Raw genomic sequence first — 18,901 nt, 5'->3', positions numbered from 1 at the left:
GCCTTAGTTTTTGGGTGGTAGGTCGTAGGAGCGGTTGAGGATGCGGTGGGGCTTTTCCCAGTCCGACCAGTTGCGGTTGTCGTTGTCGGGGATCTCCGGGGGGTAGCCGAACAACCGGTAGTTCAGTAGCCGGGCCTTGTGGGCGATGGCCGAGTGCGCCCGCATGTAGTTGAGGGAGTTGTAATCGTGGATCGATTTGGCGGGGATGGCGCCGAGGGTTTCGGGCATGTTCCCGACGTGGAAGGTGGTCTTGCAGCTCTCGACCCAGTCGTAGGCTTCGGTGATTTCGATCTCGGCCAGGTCGTGCCAGGGGTGGATCTCCTCGTCCCAGGGCTTCATATTGTTGAAGATCTCCGGGTCTTCGTCGGCCGCGGCGGTGCGCAGCTGGATCTGGATCAGGTAGTTGACGCTTCCCTTTTCCAGCCGGTCCCGGTATTCGTACTTCAGGTAGTTGCGGCCATTGGGGTTGTGGGCGGCGACGCGCTGGTTCGGTATTTCCAGGGGGTCCGGGCTTTGCAGGATGCCCGTCTCCCGGGTGCCCATCTTGGCGGGCACCACCCGGTACTTGGCGTAACGCAGGGTATGGTCCTCGCCGATGTACAGAAAGGGCGTCTTGCAGTAGTAGCGCAGGTCGGAGAAGGACTCAGGGTTCTCGCGCAGGGCCTCGATGGCGCCGCTGAGCCCGTCGGGGTATTTGCGGTAGTAGTCGCGGTACTCCACCCCCCACTTCTGTTTGCGCAGCCTGGCGAACTGCAGGAAGCTGGCCGCCGACCAGAAGAGGCTGCGTTCGCCGGTGTTCATCTGCAGGTCGAAGGGGCTCTCCAGGTGGTCGTCGGAGAACTTGATCGACATGCTCCGGATGCCCTTCACGGCGTCGTCGAGGAAGGTAGCCGTGGCGTGGCGGATCCGGCAGGGGAAGGTGCGCTCCGGTAGGAAGAACCGGTGGAGGGGAATGGCGGGGTTGTCAAGGATGCGCACCGTGCCGCGGGCCGCGATACCGTTGTCGTGCGACATCCGGCGCTTGAGCATCAGGGAGGCAAAGAGGGCCACGGAAAAGGCGAAGACCTTGGCGACCACCCAGAGGACGGCGAAGTCCTTGCCGCGCCGCAGCCAGTCGGCCAGCAGCTCGCCGGTCCAGGATTGTTGATGGGTGGTGTTCATGTGCGTTGAATTGAAATTTCCTCTTCCGGCTCGGTGGCTTCCAGGCTCTCGACGAAGTACATGTCGATTTGCCCCTTGTTCTTGGCGGCGATCTTGCCGCGATGGACGAAGGCGTAGCGGTCGCCGATCAGGTCACGCAGGGCCCCGGAGGCGTTGATGCGGCCGGCTACCCCGCTGGACTCCATGCGGGCGGCGGTGTTGACGGTGTCGCCCCAGATGTCGTAGGCGAATTTCTTGCGGCCCACCACCCCGGCCACCACGGGCCCGGAGTGGAGGCCGATGCGGATCTCGAGGCACTCCTCACCGCGGTCGCGGCACTTGCGGTTGTGTTCCTCCAGGTAGCTGCGGATGTCCATGGCCGCCCGCACGATGTCGTCGGCGTGGGTGCTGCTCACGGTGGGCAGGCCGGCCACGCACATGTAGGCGTCGCCGATAGTCTTGATCTTTTCGATGCCGTAGCGGCCGATAATCTCATCGAAGGCGCAGAAGTGGGCGTCAAGGTTATGCACCAGGTCCTCGGCGTTGAGACTTTCGGCCAGCCCCGTGAAGCCGCAGAAGTCGGTGAACATCACGCTCACGCTGTCGAAGCGGCGGGGGCGGGTGCGGCCGTTGCGCTTCAGCTCCTCGGCGATTTCGTGGGGCAGGATGTTGAGCAGCAGCTCGTCGGACTTGGTCTTCTCCACCGCCAGCTGCTCGGTGCGCTCCTTCACCTTCACCTCCAGGTTCTCGTAGAGGATGGCGTTGTCGATCGAGATGGCGATCTGCCCCGACAGCAGGGCCAGCAGGTCGATCCGCTCGGCGGTGAAGACCCCCGGGGCCAGCTTGTTCTCCAGGTAGAGGATGCCCACGAACTTGCCGTGGTTGAGGAAGGGCAGGCAGAGCACCGAGCGGGCGCCGTGGGCCAGCAGGTGGGGGTCCAGGCTGAAGCGCTCGTCGGTGGAGGCGTCGTTGATCACCACCGGCTGCCGGGTGCGGCTGACGTACTTGACCACGGATTCGGCCACCAGACCGGACCCCTCCACCGGCAGGGCCTGCAGCACGGTGGTGTTGTCGTCCTCCACCGAGAAGGCCGCCTCCACCAGCAGCCGCCCGTTGCGTTCCAGCAGCAGGACGCCCTCCTGGGCGCCGGCGTTCTCGATCACGATCGACATCAGGTTGCGGAGCATGTCACCGAGGTGGATCTGGCCGGAGATGCTGGTGGCCGCCTTGAGCACCGTCTGCAGGTCGAGCAGGGAAGTATCGCCGAAGGTGGTCAGGGCCTGGAGGGAGGTGGTGCTGCCGATGGTGCCCGCCGGCCGCAGTTCGGTGCCGCGCAGGTGCTCGGCGTAGTGGAGCTTCAGGTCGGCCAGTTTGGCCTCGGCCCCCCATTCGCGGTAGGCACTGAAGGCCGACTTGAAGTAGAAGCCCGCCAGCTGCTCGAGCCCGTGCGACAGGTAGGCGCGGCCCGCCAGCTCGTAGGCCAGGGCGGCTTCGTGGGTGTAGCCCTGGCGGGTGGCCTCGGCGATGGCGCGGTCGTAACCCAGGCGGGCGGCGTTGAAGTTGCCCAGCACCCGCTGCCGCTCGGCCTCCATCAGCTCGGCCTTGTGAAGGTAATTTTCGGGGGCGGTGCGCGCCCACTTGCGCATCTTTTTCAGGTTGGCCTTGGCCCGTTTCATGATCCGGCGGCGGCGCGCGGGTGCCGCGGCGGGGTAAAGGGCCAGGTTCACCAGGGCCTCGTAGAAGTGGTGGTTAGGGATCTCGAACTTGGCCAGTACGGCCTCCAGCAGCTCACGGGCGCGGTCGGCGTGGTCGGCGGCGTGTTGGTAGTCGCGGAAATGGCAGCCCAGGATGAGCTTGTTGAAGTGGATGAAGAACAGTCCGGTCTTGTCGTCCCGCTCGGTGTTCTGCACCATCATCTTCGCCTCGTCGTAGGCCTCGCCGGTGAGCACGAGGGGGTTGGCCGACTTGTTGAGGAAGTTGCGCATGCCCTGGCGGTAGACCTCGTTGTAGTTGTAGTTGGTCTCCTGCTTCAGCTGCTGGTAGTTGCGGCTGTAGGCGGCCGTCTCCTCCTCCACCCGCTGGAGGTTGCGGCCGATGAGGTAGGAGTGGATGCAGTAGATGTTGGAGTTGATGCAGGCGAACTCGATGGCGCCGGTCTCCAGGCCGATGTGGTAGCTCTCCTGCAGGGGGCGCAGGGTGTTGCGCACGTGCTCGTTCCAGTTGATGATCAGGGCGTACACGGGGCAGTAGATCTGGGTGGTCCAGGCGCGCTCCTCGAACTTGTCCATCAGCCGCAGCCCGAGCTTGCCGTAGCGGTAGCCGGACTCCATCTGCTCCAGCACCCCGCACATGATCACCCCGTAGGTGGCGAAGGCGAAGGCGCTCAGGGCGGTGTTGCCGTACTTCAGCGACATGCGGCACATGCGGAAGATCACCAGGGGGAAGAGGTTGGGCCGCGCCCAGTAGGAGCTGGAGGCGATGTCGGCGATGATGCGCATGGCCGCGATCTTGCGCGGGTCGGTCATTACCGGCAGGGCTTCCAGGGTGGCCACGTCCTTGCCGTAGAGCCGCAGCTTGGTGTAGAGCAGGTCCGACATCACGTTGGGCAGGCCGGGCTGGGTGGGGAATTTCTCCCCCAGCTGCTCCAGTACCTCCAGGCCGGTATCGATGGCTTCGTTGAGCTGGTTCCGGGCCTTGAAGGAGAGGATGCGGATCTCGTAGGCCTTCACCTTGTCGAGCAGCTCGGTTGCGCGGGACAGCAGGGTGGCCACCAGCTGGTCCATGACGGCGAACTCTCCGCTGAGGTAGTTGCAGTCGGCGGCCTCGGTGTGCAGGTCGCGGCTCAGCTCGTAGTGGCGTTCCCAGCGGTCGGCGGGCAGCAGGTCGATGCCGGTCTGCAGGTACTCCGCTCCCCGGCGGAAGGCGGAAGCGTGCTTGGCGCGCCGCCCGGCGCGGAGGTTGAGGGCGGCCAGCCGGAGCCGCTCGGCGGGGTCGGTGATGGCCGCCAGGCCGCCGTTGAGCTGGGTGACGATGTCAAACACCCGCTCGTCGAGCCCGGCCTGGGGAGTGTTGGCCAGCAGGAGGCGGCCGATGCGGGCGTGGACCTCCGCCTTCTCGCCGTCGGGGATCAGGGAATAAGCAGCCTGCTGGATGCGGTCGTGGGCGAACTTGTAGCCCGTGCCCAGCGGCAGCAGCAGCCCTTCGGAGAGGGCAGGGAAGAGGCGCTGCTCCAGCTCCTCCTCCGATACCCCCTCGATCACGCAGAGGGTGTCGGCGTCGAACTCGCTGCCCACGCTGGCCCCGGCGCGGAGGAGGTCCTGGGTAGGGGCGGGCAGCCGCAGCACCTTGGCGGCCATCAGCTCGACCACGTTGTCGGTGATGTTGCGCTCCCGTACGCGGGCCAGGTCCCAGGTCCAGCGCCGCGCGTCGTTGTCGAACCACAGCAGCTCCTCCTCGTAGAGGGAGTGGAGGAACTGGGTGGTGAAGAAGGCGTTGCCCCGGGTCTTCTGGTACACCAGCCCGGTGAGGTCGCGGGTGTCGTCGGGCGGAATGCCGGTGGCGTCGGAGATGAGGTGGTTGACGTTCTCCTCGCTGAGGTTGCCGATCTCGATGGTGGACAGGCGGGCGCCGGCGGCCTCGATCTCCCGCACGGCCTGCAGGAAGGGGTGAGAAGCGTCCACCTCGTTGTCGCGGTAGGCCCCGATGCAGAGCAGGTGGTTGTTGTCCGGGTCGGTCACCAGCAGCCGCAGCAGCTCCAGGCTGCCGGAGTCGGCCCATTGCAGGTCGTCGATGAAGAGCACGATGGGGTGATCGGCCGTAGAGATCGACTGTACGAACTTGCGGAAGACGTAGTTGAAGCGGTTGCGGGACTCGGAGCCCGCCAGCTCCGGTACCTCCGGCTGGGGGCCGATGATGTGTTCCAGGTTGGGGATCACCTCGGTGAGGACGCGCCCCTCGGTGCCCACCGCCGCCTGCACCTTTTCGCGGAAGCGGTCCACGGTCTCCTTCTTTTCGGTCAGCACCAGGTCGACAAAGCGGCCCAGGGCCTGCAGGAGGGCGAAGTAGGGCTCGGCGCGCTGGAACTGGTCGAACTTCCCCTCGACGAAGTACCCCCTGGCCTGGGTGATGGGCTTGTGGACTTCGTGGACGAGGGCCGACTTGCCGGTACCCGAGTAGCCGGCCACCAGGACGGTCTCCAGTCCGCCCCGGCTCACCCGCTCGAAGGCGGCCAGCAGGCGGGCGGTCTCCTCCTCCCGGCCGTAGAGCTTCTCCACGATGCGGAAGCGGCCGGAGAAGTCCTGCTCCCCCAGGATGAAGGGGTGGATCACTCCGTGGGCCGTGTATTCCTCCAGGCAGCGGCGCAGGTCGGCCTCCAGTCCGTGGGCCGACTGGTAGCGGTTCTCGGCGTTCTTGGCCAGAAGGCGCTCCACGATCAGGGCCAGGGGCTCGGGCACCTGGGGGTTGAGCTTGCGCAGGTCGGGCGGCCGCTGGGCGATGTGGCAGTGGACCATCTCCAGGGGTTCGCGGGCCTGGAAGGGGCAGCCGCCGGTGAGCATCTCGTAGTAGACCACCCCCAGGGAATAGAGGTCGGTGCGGTAGTCGACCGCGCGGTTCATCCGGCCGGTCTGCTCTGGGGAGATGTAGTGAAGGTTGCCCTCCAGCACCTCCGGGTTGCCGAGGTTCTGCTCCTTCAGGTCGATGCGGGAGGAGATGCCGAAGTCGATGATCTTCACCTGGCGGGTGGCGGGGTCGAGCAGGATGTTGTAGGGACTGATGTCGCGGTGGATGATGCCCCCGGCGTGCACCTGCCCCAGGGCGCGGGCGATGGCCACGGCCACGTGGAGGAACTCGCCAATGTCGTTCTGCGGCTTCTTCAGGGATTCCGCCAGGGTGGGGGCGTCTACCCACTCGAGGAAGAGGTAGTGGCGGTTCTCTGACCGGGTACGCCCCAGCACGCGGCGCACGCCGTCGCCCTCCAGGTCGCGGGCCACCTCGTATTCCCGGTAGAACTTGGCGATCTCCCGGGGGGTGGGGAATTCGTAGTTGAGGCCCTTGCGCGCTACGGGGCGGCCCCACTCGCTGTCGGCCAGGTAGTGGATCTTCGTCCGTACGCTTTCGTAAACCAGTCTTTCCGACTTCATGGTGCCTCGTGCCTCTGGCGGTGGATTACGGCCCCCGCTTCATTACGTAATATAAGATGTACCAACCACTTAGGACGGACGGGCCTCCCGAACACCCCGTTTCCCGGCTTTCAGGCGGGAAATTGGCACCCGCGGCCGCGCCCCGCCCCCGAAAAGCCGCGAGCGCTAGACCTAAAGCGGGCCCGCCGCGTTAAACTGGAGATGTAATCCCCGGAAAGATGCGCTACCTCCTCCTCTGTTGCTTCCTTGCCCTGGCCCCCCTGTGGCTGGGCGGACAGTCGAACCAGCTTGCCCAGCAGTACTACATGGACGGGGAGTACGAGAAGGCCGCCGAGCTCTACCGGGCGCTGGCCGAATCGGGCTACAACTCCTTCTACTTCGACCGCTACGTGAGCAGCCTGATGAACCTGCAGCGCTACGACGAGGCCGAGACGGCCCTGAAGAAACAACTGCGGCGTACCCCCGAGGACCTGACCCTCCACGTGAAGTACGGGCAGCTGCTGGAGCAGCAATTCGACGACGACAAGGCGCGCAAGCAGTACGAGGAGGCCATCGCCAACCTCGGGGCCGACAAATTCCAGATCACCCAGCTGGCCAACGCCTTCGTGGTGCTCACCAAATACGACTTCGCCATCCGCGCCTACGAGCGGGGCAGCAAGCTGCTGAAGGAAGACGGCGCCTTCAGCCTCAATCTCGGCGACCTCTACCGCCGCAAGGGGGAAACCGCGGCCATGATCACCCACTACCTGGACGCCGTGGCCGAGGACCCCCGCCACGGCCGCAACGTGCAGACCTTCTTCCAGCGCTACCTCGACGAAGAGGGGCTGCAGGAGGCCCAGAAGCAGCTCTACGCCCGCATCCAGGAAGACCGGAAGGAAAACCCCCTCTACCCGGAGATGCTGGCCTGGGTGGCCATCCAGCGCAAGGACTACAAAGGTGCCCTGCGGCAGCTGCGGGCCCTGGACCGCAAGCTCGGCGAGAACGGCGAACGGGTGCTTGACCTGGGTAACCTGGCGGCCAACGACCGCGACTACGAGACGGCCATCGCGGCCTTCGACTACGTGGTGGAGAACAAGCCCGCCGGCTCCCCCTTCTACCTGGAAGCCAAGCGGGCCGGACTGCTCACCCGTCGCCAGGCCATCACCGACGGCTACGACTACACCGAGGCCGACCTGCGCATCCTGGAGGCGGCCTACCTCGAGTTCCTCGAACAGTTCGGCCGCAACCCCGCCTCGGCCCGCATCGCCATCCAGCTGGCCGAGCTGGAAGCCCTCTACCTGAATGACCTGGACCGCGCCATCGACATCCTGAAGGGCATCGTCGAACTGAACGGGGTGAACGAAACCACCCGCGCCGAAGCCAAGCTGGCCCTGGCCGACTACTACCTGATGCAGGGGGAGGTGTGGGAATCCACCCTGCTGTACAGCCAGGTGGACAAGCAGTTCAAGGAGGACCTGCTGGGCCACGAGGCCCGCTTCCGCAACGCCCGCCTGAGCTACTTCCGCGGCGACTTCGAGTGGGCGCAGTCGCAGTTCGACGTGCTCAAGGCCAGCACCTCCCGCCTCATCGCCAACGACGCCCTGGACCTGTCGGTCTTCATCATGGACAACCTCGGGCTGGACACCACGGCCACCGCCCTGCAGACCTACGCCGACGCCGAGCTGCTGATGTTCCAGAACCGCTACGACGAGGCCTTCGCCACCCTGGACGGGCTGCTGCGCGACTTCCCCGGCCACGACCTGGAGGACGACGTGGTCTACCTCCGCGGCCGGCTCTACCGCAAGCTGCGGCGCTACGACGAGGCCGCCGCCCAGTTCCAGCAGGTGATCGATACCTACCCCGAGAGCATTCGCCTGGACAATGCCCTCTTCGCCCTGGCCGGGCTGTACGAGGGGGAGCTGGGCGACAAGGAGAAGGCCCAGGAACTCTACGAGACCCTCTTCATCGACTACAGCAACAGCATCCTGGCCGTGGAGGCCCGCAAACGCTTCCGCATCCTCAGGGGCGACGCGGTGCAGTAGCCCTTGTTTGGCGCGGGCGGGAACCTTATTTTTAAGGAAACACCTTCCCCATGCAGTCGCCCGGCCTCACTTCCCGCTTCTTCCTGATCGGCCTGCTGCTGTCGATGGTGGTGGCCCTGGTCGCCTGGGGGTTCCGGACCGCCCCGGAAGCCGCCCGCCAACAGCTGCTGGCCACCCCGGAAACACACCAACAGAAACATTCCGAGATGGCCCACCACCACACCCGCACTCACCGGCGGACGGTACGGCCGATCCGGGTGGAGCCCCCCCGCTTTCCGGCCTGCCAGGAAGTCAGGGAGGACCACTGGCGGGAACGCTGCGCGGAGCAAAAACTGAGGGAGCAGGTACAGCGCCACCTGGAATACCCCGCCCTCCTGCTCGGGGAGGCCACGGGCACGGTGGTGGTACGCTTCAGCGTGGATCGCCACGGGCGTACGGGGCCGCCCCGGGTGGTGCGCAGTCCGCACCCCGACCTGGGCCGGGCGGGGCGGGAAGCGGTGCGTGACGTACTCAAGAAATACCCTGTCTGGGAGCCCGGCCGCCGCAACGGTCATCCGGTGAAGATGCAGCACACCGTTCCCGTCCGCTTCTACCTGCAGTAAACTACCGCCCTCCATGCTCCCCGCTACCCTGTCTTCCCGCTTCTTTCTGACGGGCCTCACCCTGGCCATGCTGCTCACGGCGGCTTCCTTCGGCTACCGGCAGGGCTACGGAACTGCAGAGGCCACGCCGGCAGCGGAGGTGGTGGTGGAAGCGGAAGCCCAGTCCTGCGACGCCGGCCCCGGCTTCAACCCCATGAAGATCTACGGTCTGCCCTTCGCCTTCCGTCCGAAGCTGCCCCCGAAGGAAAAGCAGACTCTGCCCATCTACCCCGGCTGCGAGGGGGAGGCCGACTACGAGGAACGGGTGTTCTGCGGCTTCCGCCGCCTGCTGGCCTTCATCGAAGGGGAACAGCGGCAACCCCCGGGCTCGGCCGCGGAGCGGGTATTCGTAAAAGTCATGATCGACGCCCACGGCCGGATGCAGAATCCCGAAGTGGCCCGCGGCACCGACCCCCGCAATCGCCGGGAAGCCCTGCGGGTGGTCCGAATCCTGGTGGACCGCGACGTCCGCTGGACCCCGGCCACGGTGGAGGGGGTGCCGCGGGCGCGGGCTTTTGTCATTCCCTTCAGCTTCCACGGGGCGGGCTGCTCGCTTTGAGGATGGTCGTTTGTCGTATTCAGACATCGGATGTTGTTTTTTCTGCACCGACATCGGATGTCCTCCGCGGCTGTGGGCCGCCCCATCATTCGTTTTACCCAGGAAAACCGCGGGGTCCAGCGTCTGCTGGGCGCGGGCGCGGGTGCCGGGGAAGCTGAAATTCGTGATTTTAACATCGGATGTTGTCCCTGAATCAACATCGGATGTCCTCCGGGTACGGTAAATCCTGAAAAATGCCAGGGAACCCAGGAAAACCGCGGGGTTGCGGGTCGGCGTGCGCATGAATATGCGAGGGCGAAGGTGCCGAAACGGGCGTAAATGGTGATTTCGACATCGGATGTTGTCCCGGTACGGACAAGCAGCCGTCCCCCCTCCCATATCCCGCAACGATCTCCGCTCCCCACCGTTTACAGCGGGCGATCTATCCAGTAACTATCCGTGCGTAAACTATTCGTCTTCCTTGCCCTGGCCCTGCTGGTGGCCTGCAACACCTACCGCCCGCTGGGCGGCGCGGAACCCGACGCGGCCCCCTGGAAGTCGGTCGTCATCCCCCCGAGCCCCCAGCCGCGGGACGGCGATCCGGTGGCCGGCCTCGACTACCTGATCCACGGCGACTATATCGGCAGCGGCATCCCGATCGAAATTATGCGCAAGGAGGCCGACAAAATGCCCCATCTGGACAGTCTCTACCCCCGCAACGCCCTGAACGAGGGGATGCCCTATTACATGACCGCCTTCATTGCTCCGAACGGAGCGGAGACGGTCAACGGCAACTGCTTCACCTGTCACGCCGGCAAGGTGGACGGGCAGCTGGTGCTGGGGCTCGGCAACAGTTTTGCGGAGTGGGAAAAGAGCATGGTACCCATGGGGGTGGCGATGCGGCTGGGCATGTCCCTGAAGTACCGGAAGGACGACCCGGAGACGGTGGCCTTTGAAGATTTCGGGCGCTACTTCAAGGCGATGGCCCCCACCGTAAAGGTGACCCAGCCCGGGGCCAACCCCGCCTTCCGCCTGGCCGAGGCCTGCATGATGCACCGCGACCCGGAGGACCTGACCTACGTAGAAGATCCCCTCTACGAGATGTGGGACTACAACATCGGCACCGATACCCCGCCGCTGTGGCACGTGGGCAAGAAGAACAGCCTCTACTACACCGGCACCGGCCGCGGCAGTATGCCCAAACTCCTCCTGCAGGCCAGTGTACTCGGGGTGCCCGACAGCAGCCACACCCGGAAGTCGGTAGAGGCCTTCCGCGACGTCTACGCCTTCCTGAGCCAGTTGGAGGCCCCGCCGTATCCCGGCGCTATTGATGAACCCCTGGCCCGCCGGGGCGAGGCGCTCTTCAACGACCACTGCGCGGGTTGTCACGGTACCTACGGGGCGGAGGAGACCTACCCCAACAAGGTCATCAACGTTGACGTGGTGAAGACCGACCGGCTGTACGCCGATTACGTCCGCCAGTCGGCCATCGTCGACTGGTACAACCGCAGCTGGTTTGCCACCAGCGAGCCGCGGTCCTCCTTCGAGCCGGTACACGGCTACGTGGCCCCGCCCCTCGATGGCATCTGGGCTACGGCGCCCTACCTCCACAACGGGTCGGTACCCACCGTTTATGAGCTCCTGAACTCCGCCGCCCGCCCCGCCCGCTGGACCCGCGACGGCCGCTCCACCTCCTACGACCACCGCAAGCTGGGCTGGCAGTACGACCCCGCCCCCCGAAACGAGAAATGGACCTTCGACACCACGGTGCCCGGCTACGGCAACGGCGGCCACACCTTCGGCGACAAGCTCAGCGAAGCAGAGCGCTGGGCGGTGGTAGAGTACCTGAAGACGCTGTGAGGGTGAAGAACTGGTCGGACGAGGTGTGGAAAACTTCAGTGGGGCGTTACTGGTCCTGGCAGGCCAGCTCCAGTTTCCGCCCTTCGAAGGAGGGGCTCTGGCCACAGAGGTTATTCGCCTTGACGCTGATCTTGCCTCCGGTAAAGGTGGTGGCAAAGTCTACGGTTACGGAGGTGGTGCCTTCGCCGGCGACGATCGTGGCGCCGGTGGGCACGGTCCAGACGTAAAAGTCGGTATTGGCTACCGGACTCACGCTGAAGACATTGCCCGTAGTGCCGCAGAGGTTGTCGGTAGGCCCGGATATTTCGCCGGGAACGGATGGCAGCAAGTTGCTCTGGGTGGTGGTCGCGGAGGCCGATCCCGTGCAGCCGCGGCTATCCACCACCGTGACGGAGTAGGTGCCTACCTGATTGACCTGGATCACGCGCTGGGTTTCCCCGGTTGACCAGGAGTAGGAGGCGTAGCCCGCTCCGGCGGCAATGGTGGTGGTATTGCCGGCACAGAAGGAAAGGGTGCCGGTGATCGCCGGAGTCGGCGTCTGGAACTGTACCACCTCCCAGCTTGCATCATCCGTACAGCCGTTGTTGTCGGTGACCGTGAGGCTGTATAATCCGGAGTTACTCAGGGTCACGACCGAATCCGTCGATCCGGTAGACCAGGTGTACTGCGCAAAACTTGCGGTGGAAGCCAGGCTGGCTGTACCGCCCGGACAGAAACCTTGGTCACCCGTTATGCCGGCTACGGGGGGCGTGTAGGTGGTAGGAGTCACGGCAGCGGTGGCTGCGCAACCATTGGCGTCGGTCACCGTCACGCTGACCGGGTCGGTGGAGGAAATCACTGCGGTCTGGGTGGGATCTCCGGTAGACCAGGCGTAGGTAGCAAAGCCGGCACCCGCATCCAGCACGGTGGAACCTCCGGGGCAGAAGGCGGGGGTGCCCGCAATATTGACGGTTGGCGTTGCTCCATCTGTTACGGTTACGGAAGCGCTGCCGGTACATCCGCTGTCGTCGGTGACGGTCAGGGTGTAGGTGTTGGCCAGGGAAACCGAGAGGGTCGGCTGGGTGGAGTTGTCGGACCACTGATAGGTACTGAATGATCCCGCGGCACCCAGGGTAACCGACTCACCGGGACAGATGACGGTATTGCCGGTTATGGTTACGGCCGGCGCGGTGTTCTGGGTGATCTGCACGGGGGCCGAGACCACGGAGCCGCAACCCTTTCCGTCGTCGTAGGACACCGTATAGGTTCCCGGGCTGCTGACGTAAATGGCTTCCGTGGTTTCGCCCGTGCTCCAGGTGATCCCCGTGGATTTGTCGGCGACCAGCATAATGGTATCCCCCGCGCAAATGGAAAGCGTTGGGGCTTCCACCGATATTTTAACGGAGTCGGGTACGTAAGTCTGTACGGTAAAGTCGGTGGAAGAATCCGTACAGCCGGTCCCTCCGGTGGCCGTCACGGAATATTCCCCGGCGCCGGTTACGTCGATCGTCGGAGAGGTTTCGCCGGTCGACCAGGTATAGTTGCTAAAGGCCAGGGTATCGTCTTTCTGGCCCAAACCCACGGCGTCGATGCCCACTGACCCACACGTCGAGTTATTAACCAGCAGGATCTTGACCTCGCTTACCGGATAGGTCGTGCGGGTGAAGTCAATCCGCGTGATGGCACTCGCATCCGCCTCGGAAGAAGTCACCGTCGAGGTATATACGGAATGGAAAGTACCGGTAGTAGCGTCCTTCAGCAGCACCTCCCGGATATTTCCGGGGCAGTAGGTCTGGTATATCTCGATATAATCGACGGTGGACGAGCCGGCGAACTGCAGGGTAATGGAATCCCCGCGCGCACCGGAGGCACTTGCCAGCCAGCCACCCTCACCGAACCCGAAAGCTGGGTAGAGGTCGGGCGCACCGAGAACCGCCCGCGGACCAAAGGATTTGCTGGGCTCGGCGGGAGCTTCCACGAGCTTGTTGGCGTAGCGAACGGTCTGACTGATCAGGTTAAGCGTATTGGTCCCATTATCGCAAAGGAATTCTTCGCCGAGGATGCGGGGTTGTATGCCCTGGGCCTGCAGTTCCGCGGCGATCATCAGCCGGCCGAGCTCCGGTTTCTCTATTGGCGTACCGCCGGCAATTGGTACGTGGTAATGGGCACCTGCGCGAGGCGCCCCCGGTTCATACTGGGTGCCTACGGGGGAAAAACCTCCCGTTTGCTGCAGTACGCCAACGAAGAAAGTATCACCTGCGACGGTAGGGTTGGAAGGAAAATAGAAGGTATGGTAGGCCGATACATCGTCCGTAGTGGGGGTAAACACCTCGGAGGTGTCGATGCCGGTCCCGTCGCTGTTCAGCAGAATGGCGGAAAGCGGTTGGCCCGCCGCCGACTCGTCGAGGAAGACACTGGCACCACTGACCGTGAAGCATCCCTGGGCGACATAGCGGGTCAGTACGGCACCGGAATCCACCCCGGCCGCGGCAACCTGCGCGCTTTGGTCAGCGTAGCGCACCGTACGGGTATTGACCCGCTGGAGATACACGTAGCGATTGTTTTCCAGTAAGTTTTCGGCGCCCTGGGCGGGTACGGAAACCGAGATGGAATCCGTGCCTTCCACCGTTGGTGTATAGCCGGAGAAAGTGACCAGCCCGGAGCTCATCCCCGGAACCGTAACCGGGACATCCGCCGTGTAGCGCACGGTCCCGTCATTGCCGGTAACCGTCAGGGTAGCCGTCACGTCCACGGTATCCTGGCCATAATTCTCAACACGGGCTGATACGGGTTGGGTGGCGGTGTACGCGGGTACCGTGGCCCCGAGGGCGTATACGGCGGTGACGGCAATACTGTCGACGAGCCGGCTGGCCCCAAGCCGGGTCTGGGGGCGGGAATTTGTGGCGAACAGGACTTCCCCCGGCGCATTTTTTCTGGTACCCGCATTCGTGTTGAGCGCGAGGATGGGCCTGGTAGTGCCAGGGTTGCCAGTGCTGCCTTGGGGGGCTTTGGTTTCGGTGGCCAGTGCGAGATAGCCCTTGCTGGGATTGCCCAGGGGGTGTTGCCATTCCCAGGCGACGTACAGTCCGCCGCCATTGTACACGAAGGTGTCGCGGCTGCTGCCACTGAAGGTTACGTTAAGGGGGCCGGCCACGTCCGGCAGCAGGATGCTGTCGGAGTGCACCAGCGTCATGCCGGTCAGGGCATTGGTCCAGCTAATGGCATTTTTTGGCCGGTAGCGGACGACGTAGTCCGTTCCGGGCGACAAGTCATTCCAGATCAGGATCGCGGATGTGTCCGAAAGCACCCGGGTGCGTGGGTCCGTGGGGAGGTAGCAGGCCGTGGCCCCGGTGGTCGTAAAGGCGGTACCCGTGAGGTACTGTCCGCTTTTGGTTTCGTTCGCAATGGTGCACACCGTGCGGATCCTCCACTCATAGGTAGTCCCCGGCGAAAGGTTGGTGATCCTCACCGTGTTGTTAAGGCTGGAGGTACTTAACCATCCCACCGTGCCGACGGGACGAAATTGCACGGCGTGACGAATGGCCTCGGTAGCTGGCGTCCAGGTCAGGGTGACGGAGGTGTCCAGCACGGATACTACCGTAAGGGCGGAGGGTTGGGCGCAATCGGGCGAGTACCGGGTGGTAAAGTTCTGGCCGGTGGCGGCAGACAGTTCTCCGTTGCACTGGGTGGCTACCTTCCAGGTATAGTTGGTGTTTGGGGTGAGGTGGGATAGTTGAAGGAAAGTATCCAGAACCGTTATTTCCTGCCAGACCGACTCCGTAATGGCGCGGTAGCTCAGCTGGAAGGTGTGGGAAGTATCCAGGTGGGGGAGGGACCAGGATACCAAGGCCGCGGAATCGGTGAGGTTGGTTACGGCAAGGCCGTTGGGTCGGTTGCAACCGGAGGTATCTACGGGCTGAAAGGTTTCGGTGTTTGTCCAGGTGTCGGTCGGGTTACAGGCTGCGCGGACCTGCCATTCGTAGTCGCCCAGGCTGAGGTTTTCGAGGCGCAGGCGATTGTTGCCGGTGACGGTCACCTCCGTCCAGCTAAGGTCCCTGCGGCTCACGATATCGGTGGTATTCTGAAGGTAGAGCGTGAAGTCGCCGCTCGCCGTATCGCTGTCTGGCCGGGCAATGGTAAAGCCGAGGGAAGTGATGGTGTCGCCGGCTAGCAGGTTGGACGCAGCCGCCTCTTCGGGTTTGATGAGGTAAAGCATCCGCTGGTAGGGACTGTCGCCCTGGGGCGTGGCGTCCCGGGTTACGGTTCCGTCGGCGGGTAGCACAACCGTTTGCTGGGCAGCGAGGTAGGGCCCCCCCAGCAGAGTGAGGATTAGCAGGACGAATGCGTTCCGCCAATACCGGAACGGTCTGAAGTAAGGGTGTAGTGACATAGCGTAGAAGATTGCAGGGGTGAAGGAGGACTGAAGGTTATTCCTTAGTCGTGCTGCATCTCTTCATTCAGGTGATTGTGGTAGTGGACGGCTTTATCGAAGCGCTCTTCCATCTCGCGGAGTACGTCCTTTTGATAATTCGGATCACTCTCGAGCCTGGCCCAGAAGGGGTGCTTGTCAATTTCGCCTCCCTCAGCCAGGAAAATTGCTCGGGCCTTTACGATCATAGTTTTGAGATCCTCCCGCGATGGTTGGTAATACACAATATCCTCAGCTTGGGGATGAATCAGGTTTGGGGTGTTCTCATCGTTCAGGAATTGGGGTGCCCGTTGGGAGCTATATGGATCAACATTGGGGGCGGCAGAAGCTGCCACGTCCTGGCGCTGGTGGGGGATATGCTCTGGAAACCCGGTATGCTGAGAATTCGAGTTGGATGGGTCAGCTACTGGGCCATAGCCGGGGATTACGCCTGCGAGGGCTTGCTTGATCCCGGATATTTCTCCTCTCAGGTAGGCCAGTTCGGCTTCCTGCTGGTCCAGTTCTTCCTGCTGCTGACTGATCAGGTTGGTGAGGTCGTTGTTGTTCAGGCCGATGGCCACATTCACCATTCCGACGGCGGTGGTCGAGCCTTCCCAGGCTACCCCCATGATCTGATCATATTCATCAAGGTGCATTTCGCTTCTCTTTTTGCCAATACCGAAGCCGTTGTGGAAACCACTGGGAATGATGTAATCACCTGGCTCGACGATGCCCATTACCAGGGTTTGGACCTGGCCGAGGAAAGCGATTTTCTCGTAGCGGTCTAGGTCCGCCTCCGCGGGGAGTGCACCCAGCACGGCCGGCTTCCGGGAAACCACCATGACGCGGTCGGCACCAGCGGTCGTCAGGGATACCCGTCCATTCTTCATGCCCACGATCTGGCCGGGGAGCAGCTCTTCCAGGGGGTCGACCTTTTCGAGGTACTCCGCGTAATCACCCGCGCCGGAGGCGAAGGTGACGCCCCGAAGAAGTTGCGCATTCGTTTCGAATAGGACAAGTGATTTTACGGTGTTCTTCCGATTTTCAACAGTGGAGTAGAGGTTCGCTGCTTGGACGATCATGTTGATTCCTGCCGCACTGATTAGACTGGGAATTGGAGCAGTGACGCAGGCTCCCAATCCGGCGCAACCTGTGGATGAGGTAGCGGATCCAGCGAAGTCGGTAGCTGCCTGGGTGACATCGGCTAACGCAATAAGTTCGTCGATCGAGGCAATGACGACGTCAGTTTTCAATATGGATAGGTCTGTTTGATAGTCCAGGTTATTCTTGAAGTCAGCCGCGGTGGATTCCCCTTCAATCCGGCCTACTACTCCGCCGCTGTTGTTCAGAAAGGTCACGAAGTCATTGGTGTTGGTTGGTGTGCCAGCGCCTACCTGGATGGCTATTCCACTGCCGTTGGAGGTGTTTCTGAATTTTGCTACGAAACCGGTACCACTGTCGCCAGTCTGGTTGAGTCTCATTCTGCCGTCGGTGCTCAACTCGAAGGTGCTGTTCAGTTTCATGGCCCCGTTTAGGGTCAGTGCGCCTCCCACGTTCAGGTTGCCGCCGATGCCCGTTCCGCCATTGACGACCAGTGCGCCAGATGAGGTCGTGGTCGATTGGGTGTTATTGGTCAGGCGGGTCAGGCCGGTGGCACCCAGGGAGTTGTTGATCTGCGTGGCGCCGGATACGGTGAGCAGGTCGCGCAGGGTAGTGGATCGGGTCACGTCGAGGGTGCCCAGTATTCCGGTATTGCCCCCTACGTTGAGGTTCTTGCCGAGGCCGATGCCGCCGCCGACCTTGAGTGCTCCGGTGGAAACGTCGGTTGATTGCGTCAGGTCGCTGATGTCCACTGCTCCGGCAAAGGAGGTATGGCCTCCGAATTTGGAATCGCCGCCTACGTTCAGGTTGCCACCGAGGCCGAAGCCGCCGGCCACCACCAGGGCTCCATCCGTGGTGGTCAGGGACTGGAGGGAGGGGTTGTCCAGGACGACGGTCTGGTTAAAAGTTGCTCCCTGGTTGACGGTGAGGATGCCCGTCAACAGGGTAGGGCGGCCGAAGTTCACGTTCAGCAGGCTGTTCAGGTTGGTGGGCCCATCGACGTTGAGGGAGGCGTTGAGGTCGGTTTCCCGGTCAACGGTCAGGGAGCCCGAGAGCAGGGAGGAGCTTTGGCTGGTTACCGTGAAGTCTCCGTCGTTCAGGGTTTCCCCGCCCATGGTGTTGAGGCGGGCGTTCTTATGGACCTCCAGGTCATTGCCAATGGTGGCATTATTGGTGATGTTGGCGTTGTTGCCTACGTTGACGTTGTTATCAATATTGGCGTCATTGCCAATGTTGGCGTCCACGTCGATGTTGGCGTTGTTGGCCACGTTGGCATCGTTTCCGATGTTGGCGTCAACGTCGATATTGGCGTTGTTACCGATGTTGGCGTCTACTTCAATATTAGCGTCATTGCCGACATTAGCATCACGGCCCACGTTCACATCCTGTCCGATATTGGCATCAATGCCGACGTTCAGGGTATTCACGACGTCTACGTCACCGTCGGATCTGATGACCAGGCGCACCGTATTGTTGGTAATCATTTCCGTATTGACCGAATCCAGGGTGCCCAGGTAATGGGGACCAGGTACATTGAATTTGTTCCCCCCTACTTTCCAGGTATTGCCCGTGCTGCCGTTGCTGCCGGTTTCCTTAATGGCCTTAGATCTATCCCCCTTCGATTCCCCACCGTTCACACTGCCTGCCTGAGCAGCGTAGAAGGCATAAGGAACGGAAAGCAAGCGGGTGCTGCTGTAGGGTCCGAAATCGGTTCCCCCCGTTTCATCCATCCCGAGTTCCAGGAATATATCAGCTTCACCCCAGGGCACGGCTTCCATAGCACCGGCAACCCATTCACCCCCACCGATAATCAGGTCAAAGAGGCCCAGGTTGTTGGTGGTGACGAAATGTTGTTCGTGATAGGCGACCGCTCCTTCCACCCCAGCCCGCAAGCGAATGTCCAGGGTAATGGGGCGATCGGCAATGGGCTGCCCATCCTGACCGCGGGCCGCGGCCTGGTACTTCATTCCCTCCGGAACCCCCTGGGCGAAGGCCGCCAGACTGAATGACAAGAATAAGAGTAGTGTTGCAAGGTGTCTCATGTGCTATGGAATGTGCGTTCTCCCGGTGGC

The 18,901-nt window shown here is 63.0% G+C and carries 8 protein-coding genes; 4 read left to right on the top strand and 4 right to left on the bottom strand.

Annotation, left to right across the window (positions count from 1 at the left end; translation table 11 throughout):
- Positions 1–3: 3 nt before the first annotated feature.
- Entirely contained in the window at positions 4–1,161 is a 1,158-nt protein-coding gene (locus tag CGL56_RS11410; RefSeq protein ID WP_099106688.1) for a catalase family protein, read from the bottom strand.
- Positions 1,158–6,281 (bottom strand): adenylate/guanylate cyclase domain-containing protein, encoded by a 5,124-nt coding sequence (locus CGL56_RS11405; protein WP_099106687.1) that lies wholly within the window; start codon positions 6,279–6,281, stop codon positions 1,158–1,160. Before CGL56_RS11405 ends, CGL56_RS11410 begins: the two co-directional genes overlap by 4 nt.
- Positions 6,282–6,499: 218 nt before the next feature.
- On the opposite strand from CGL56_RS11405, the gene CGL56_RS11400 reads away from it, so the two are divergent.
- The 4 genes from CGL56_RS11400 to CGL56_RS11385 all read left to right on the top strand — a co-directional run bounded on the left by CGL56_RS11400 (position 6,500) and on the right by CGL56_RS11385 (position 11,341).
- Positions 6,500–8,302, top strand: coding sequence for a tetratricopeptide repeat protein (locus CGL56_RS11400; protein WP_099106686.1), 1,803 nt, complete (start codon positions 6,500–6,502; stop codon positions 8,300–8,302).
- A 50-nt stretch (positions 8,303–8,352) separates the two neighbouring features.
- On the top strand, positions 8,353–8,904 hold the full coding sequence (locus CGL56_RS11395; RefSeq protein WP_099106685.1) for an energy transducer TonB: 552 nt from the start codon (positions 8,353–8,355) through the stop codon (positions 8,902–8,904).
- A 13-nt stretch (positions 8,905–8,917) separates the two neighbouring features.
- Entirely contained in the window at positions 8,918–9,502 is a 585-nt protein-coding gene (locus CGL56_RS11390; RefSeq protein WP_099106684.1) for an energy transducer TonB, read from the top strand.
- Between the two features lie 438 nt (positions 9,503–9,940).
- On the top strand, positions 9,941–11,341 hold the full coding sequence (locus CGL56_RS11385) for a c-type cytochrome (RefSeq protein ID WP_099106683.1): 1,401 nt from the start codon (positions 9,941–9,943) through the stop codon (positions 11,339–11,341).
- 46 nt (positions 11,342–11,387) lie between these two features.
- On the opposite strand, the gene CGL56_RS11380 is transcribed toward CGL56_RS11385, so the two are convergent.
- Entirely contained in the window at positions 11,388–15,710 is a 4,323-nt protein-coding gene (locus CGL56_RS11380; protein WP_099106682.1) for a fibronectin type III domain-containing protein, read from the bottom strand.
- A gap of 44 nt (positions 15,711–15,754) precedes the next feature.
- A complete protein-coding gene (locus CGL56_RS11375; RefSeq protein ID WP_099106681.1) occupies positions 15,755–18,841 on the bottom strand; it encodes a hypothetical protein in 3,087 nt (1,028 codons plus the stop codon).
- Positions 18,842–18,901: the final 60 nt, after the last annotated feature.

The organism is Neolewinella marina, assembly GCF_002631205.1.
GTDB lineage: Bacteria > Bacteroidota > Bacteroidia > Chitinophagales > Saprospiraceae > Neolewinella > Neolewinella marina.
This window is presented reverse-complemented; position numbering and strand designations above follow the sequence as displayed.

What these genes read in the sequence shown, in the direction of transcription:
- CGL56_RS11410 (WP_099106688.1), bottom strand. Translation starts at nt 1,161, where the DNA reads ATGAACACCACCCATCAACAATCCTGGACCGGCGAGCTGCTGGCCGAC.
- CGL56_RS11405 (WP_099106687.1), bottom strand. Translation starts at nt 6,281, where the DNA reads ATGAAGTCGGAAAGACTGGTTTACGAAAGCGTACGGACGAAGATCCAC.
- CGL56_RS11400 (WP_099106686.1), top strand. Translation starts at nt 6,500, where the DNA reads ATGCGCTACCTCCTCCTCTGTTGCTTCCTTGCCCTGGCCCCCCTGTGG.
- CGL56_RS11395 (WP_099106685.1), top strand. Translation starts at nt 8,353, where the DNA reads ATGCAGTCGCCCGGCCTCACTTCCCGCTTCTTCCTGATCGGCCTGCTG.
- CGL56_RS11390 (WP_099106684.1), top strand. Translation starts at nt 8,918, where the DNA reads ATGCTCCCCGCTACCCTGTCTTCCCGCTTCTTTCTGACGGGCCTCACC.
- CGL56_RS11380 (WP_099106682.1), bottom strand. Translation starts at nt 15,710, where the DNA reads ATGTCACTACACCCTTACTTCAGACCGTTCCGGTATTGGCGGAACGCA.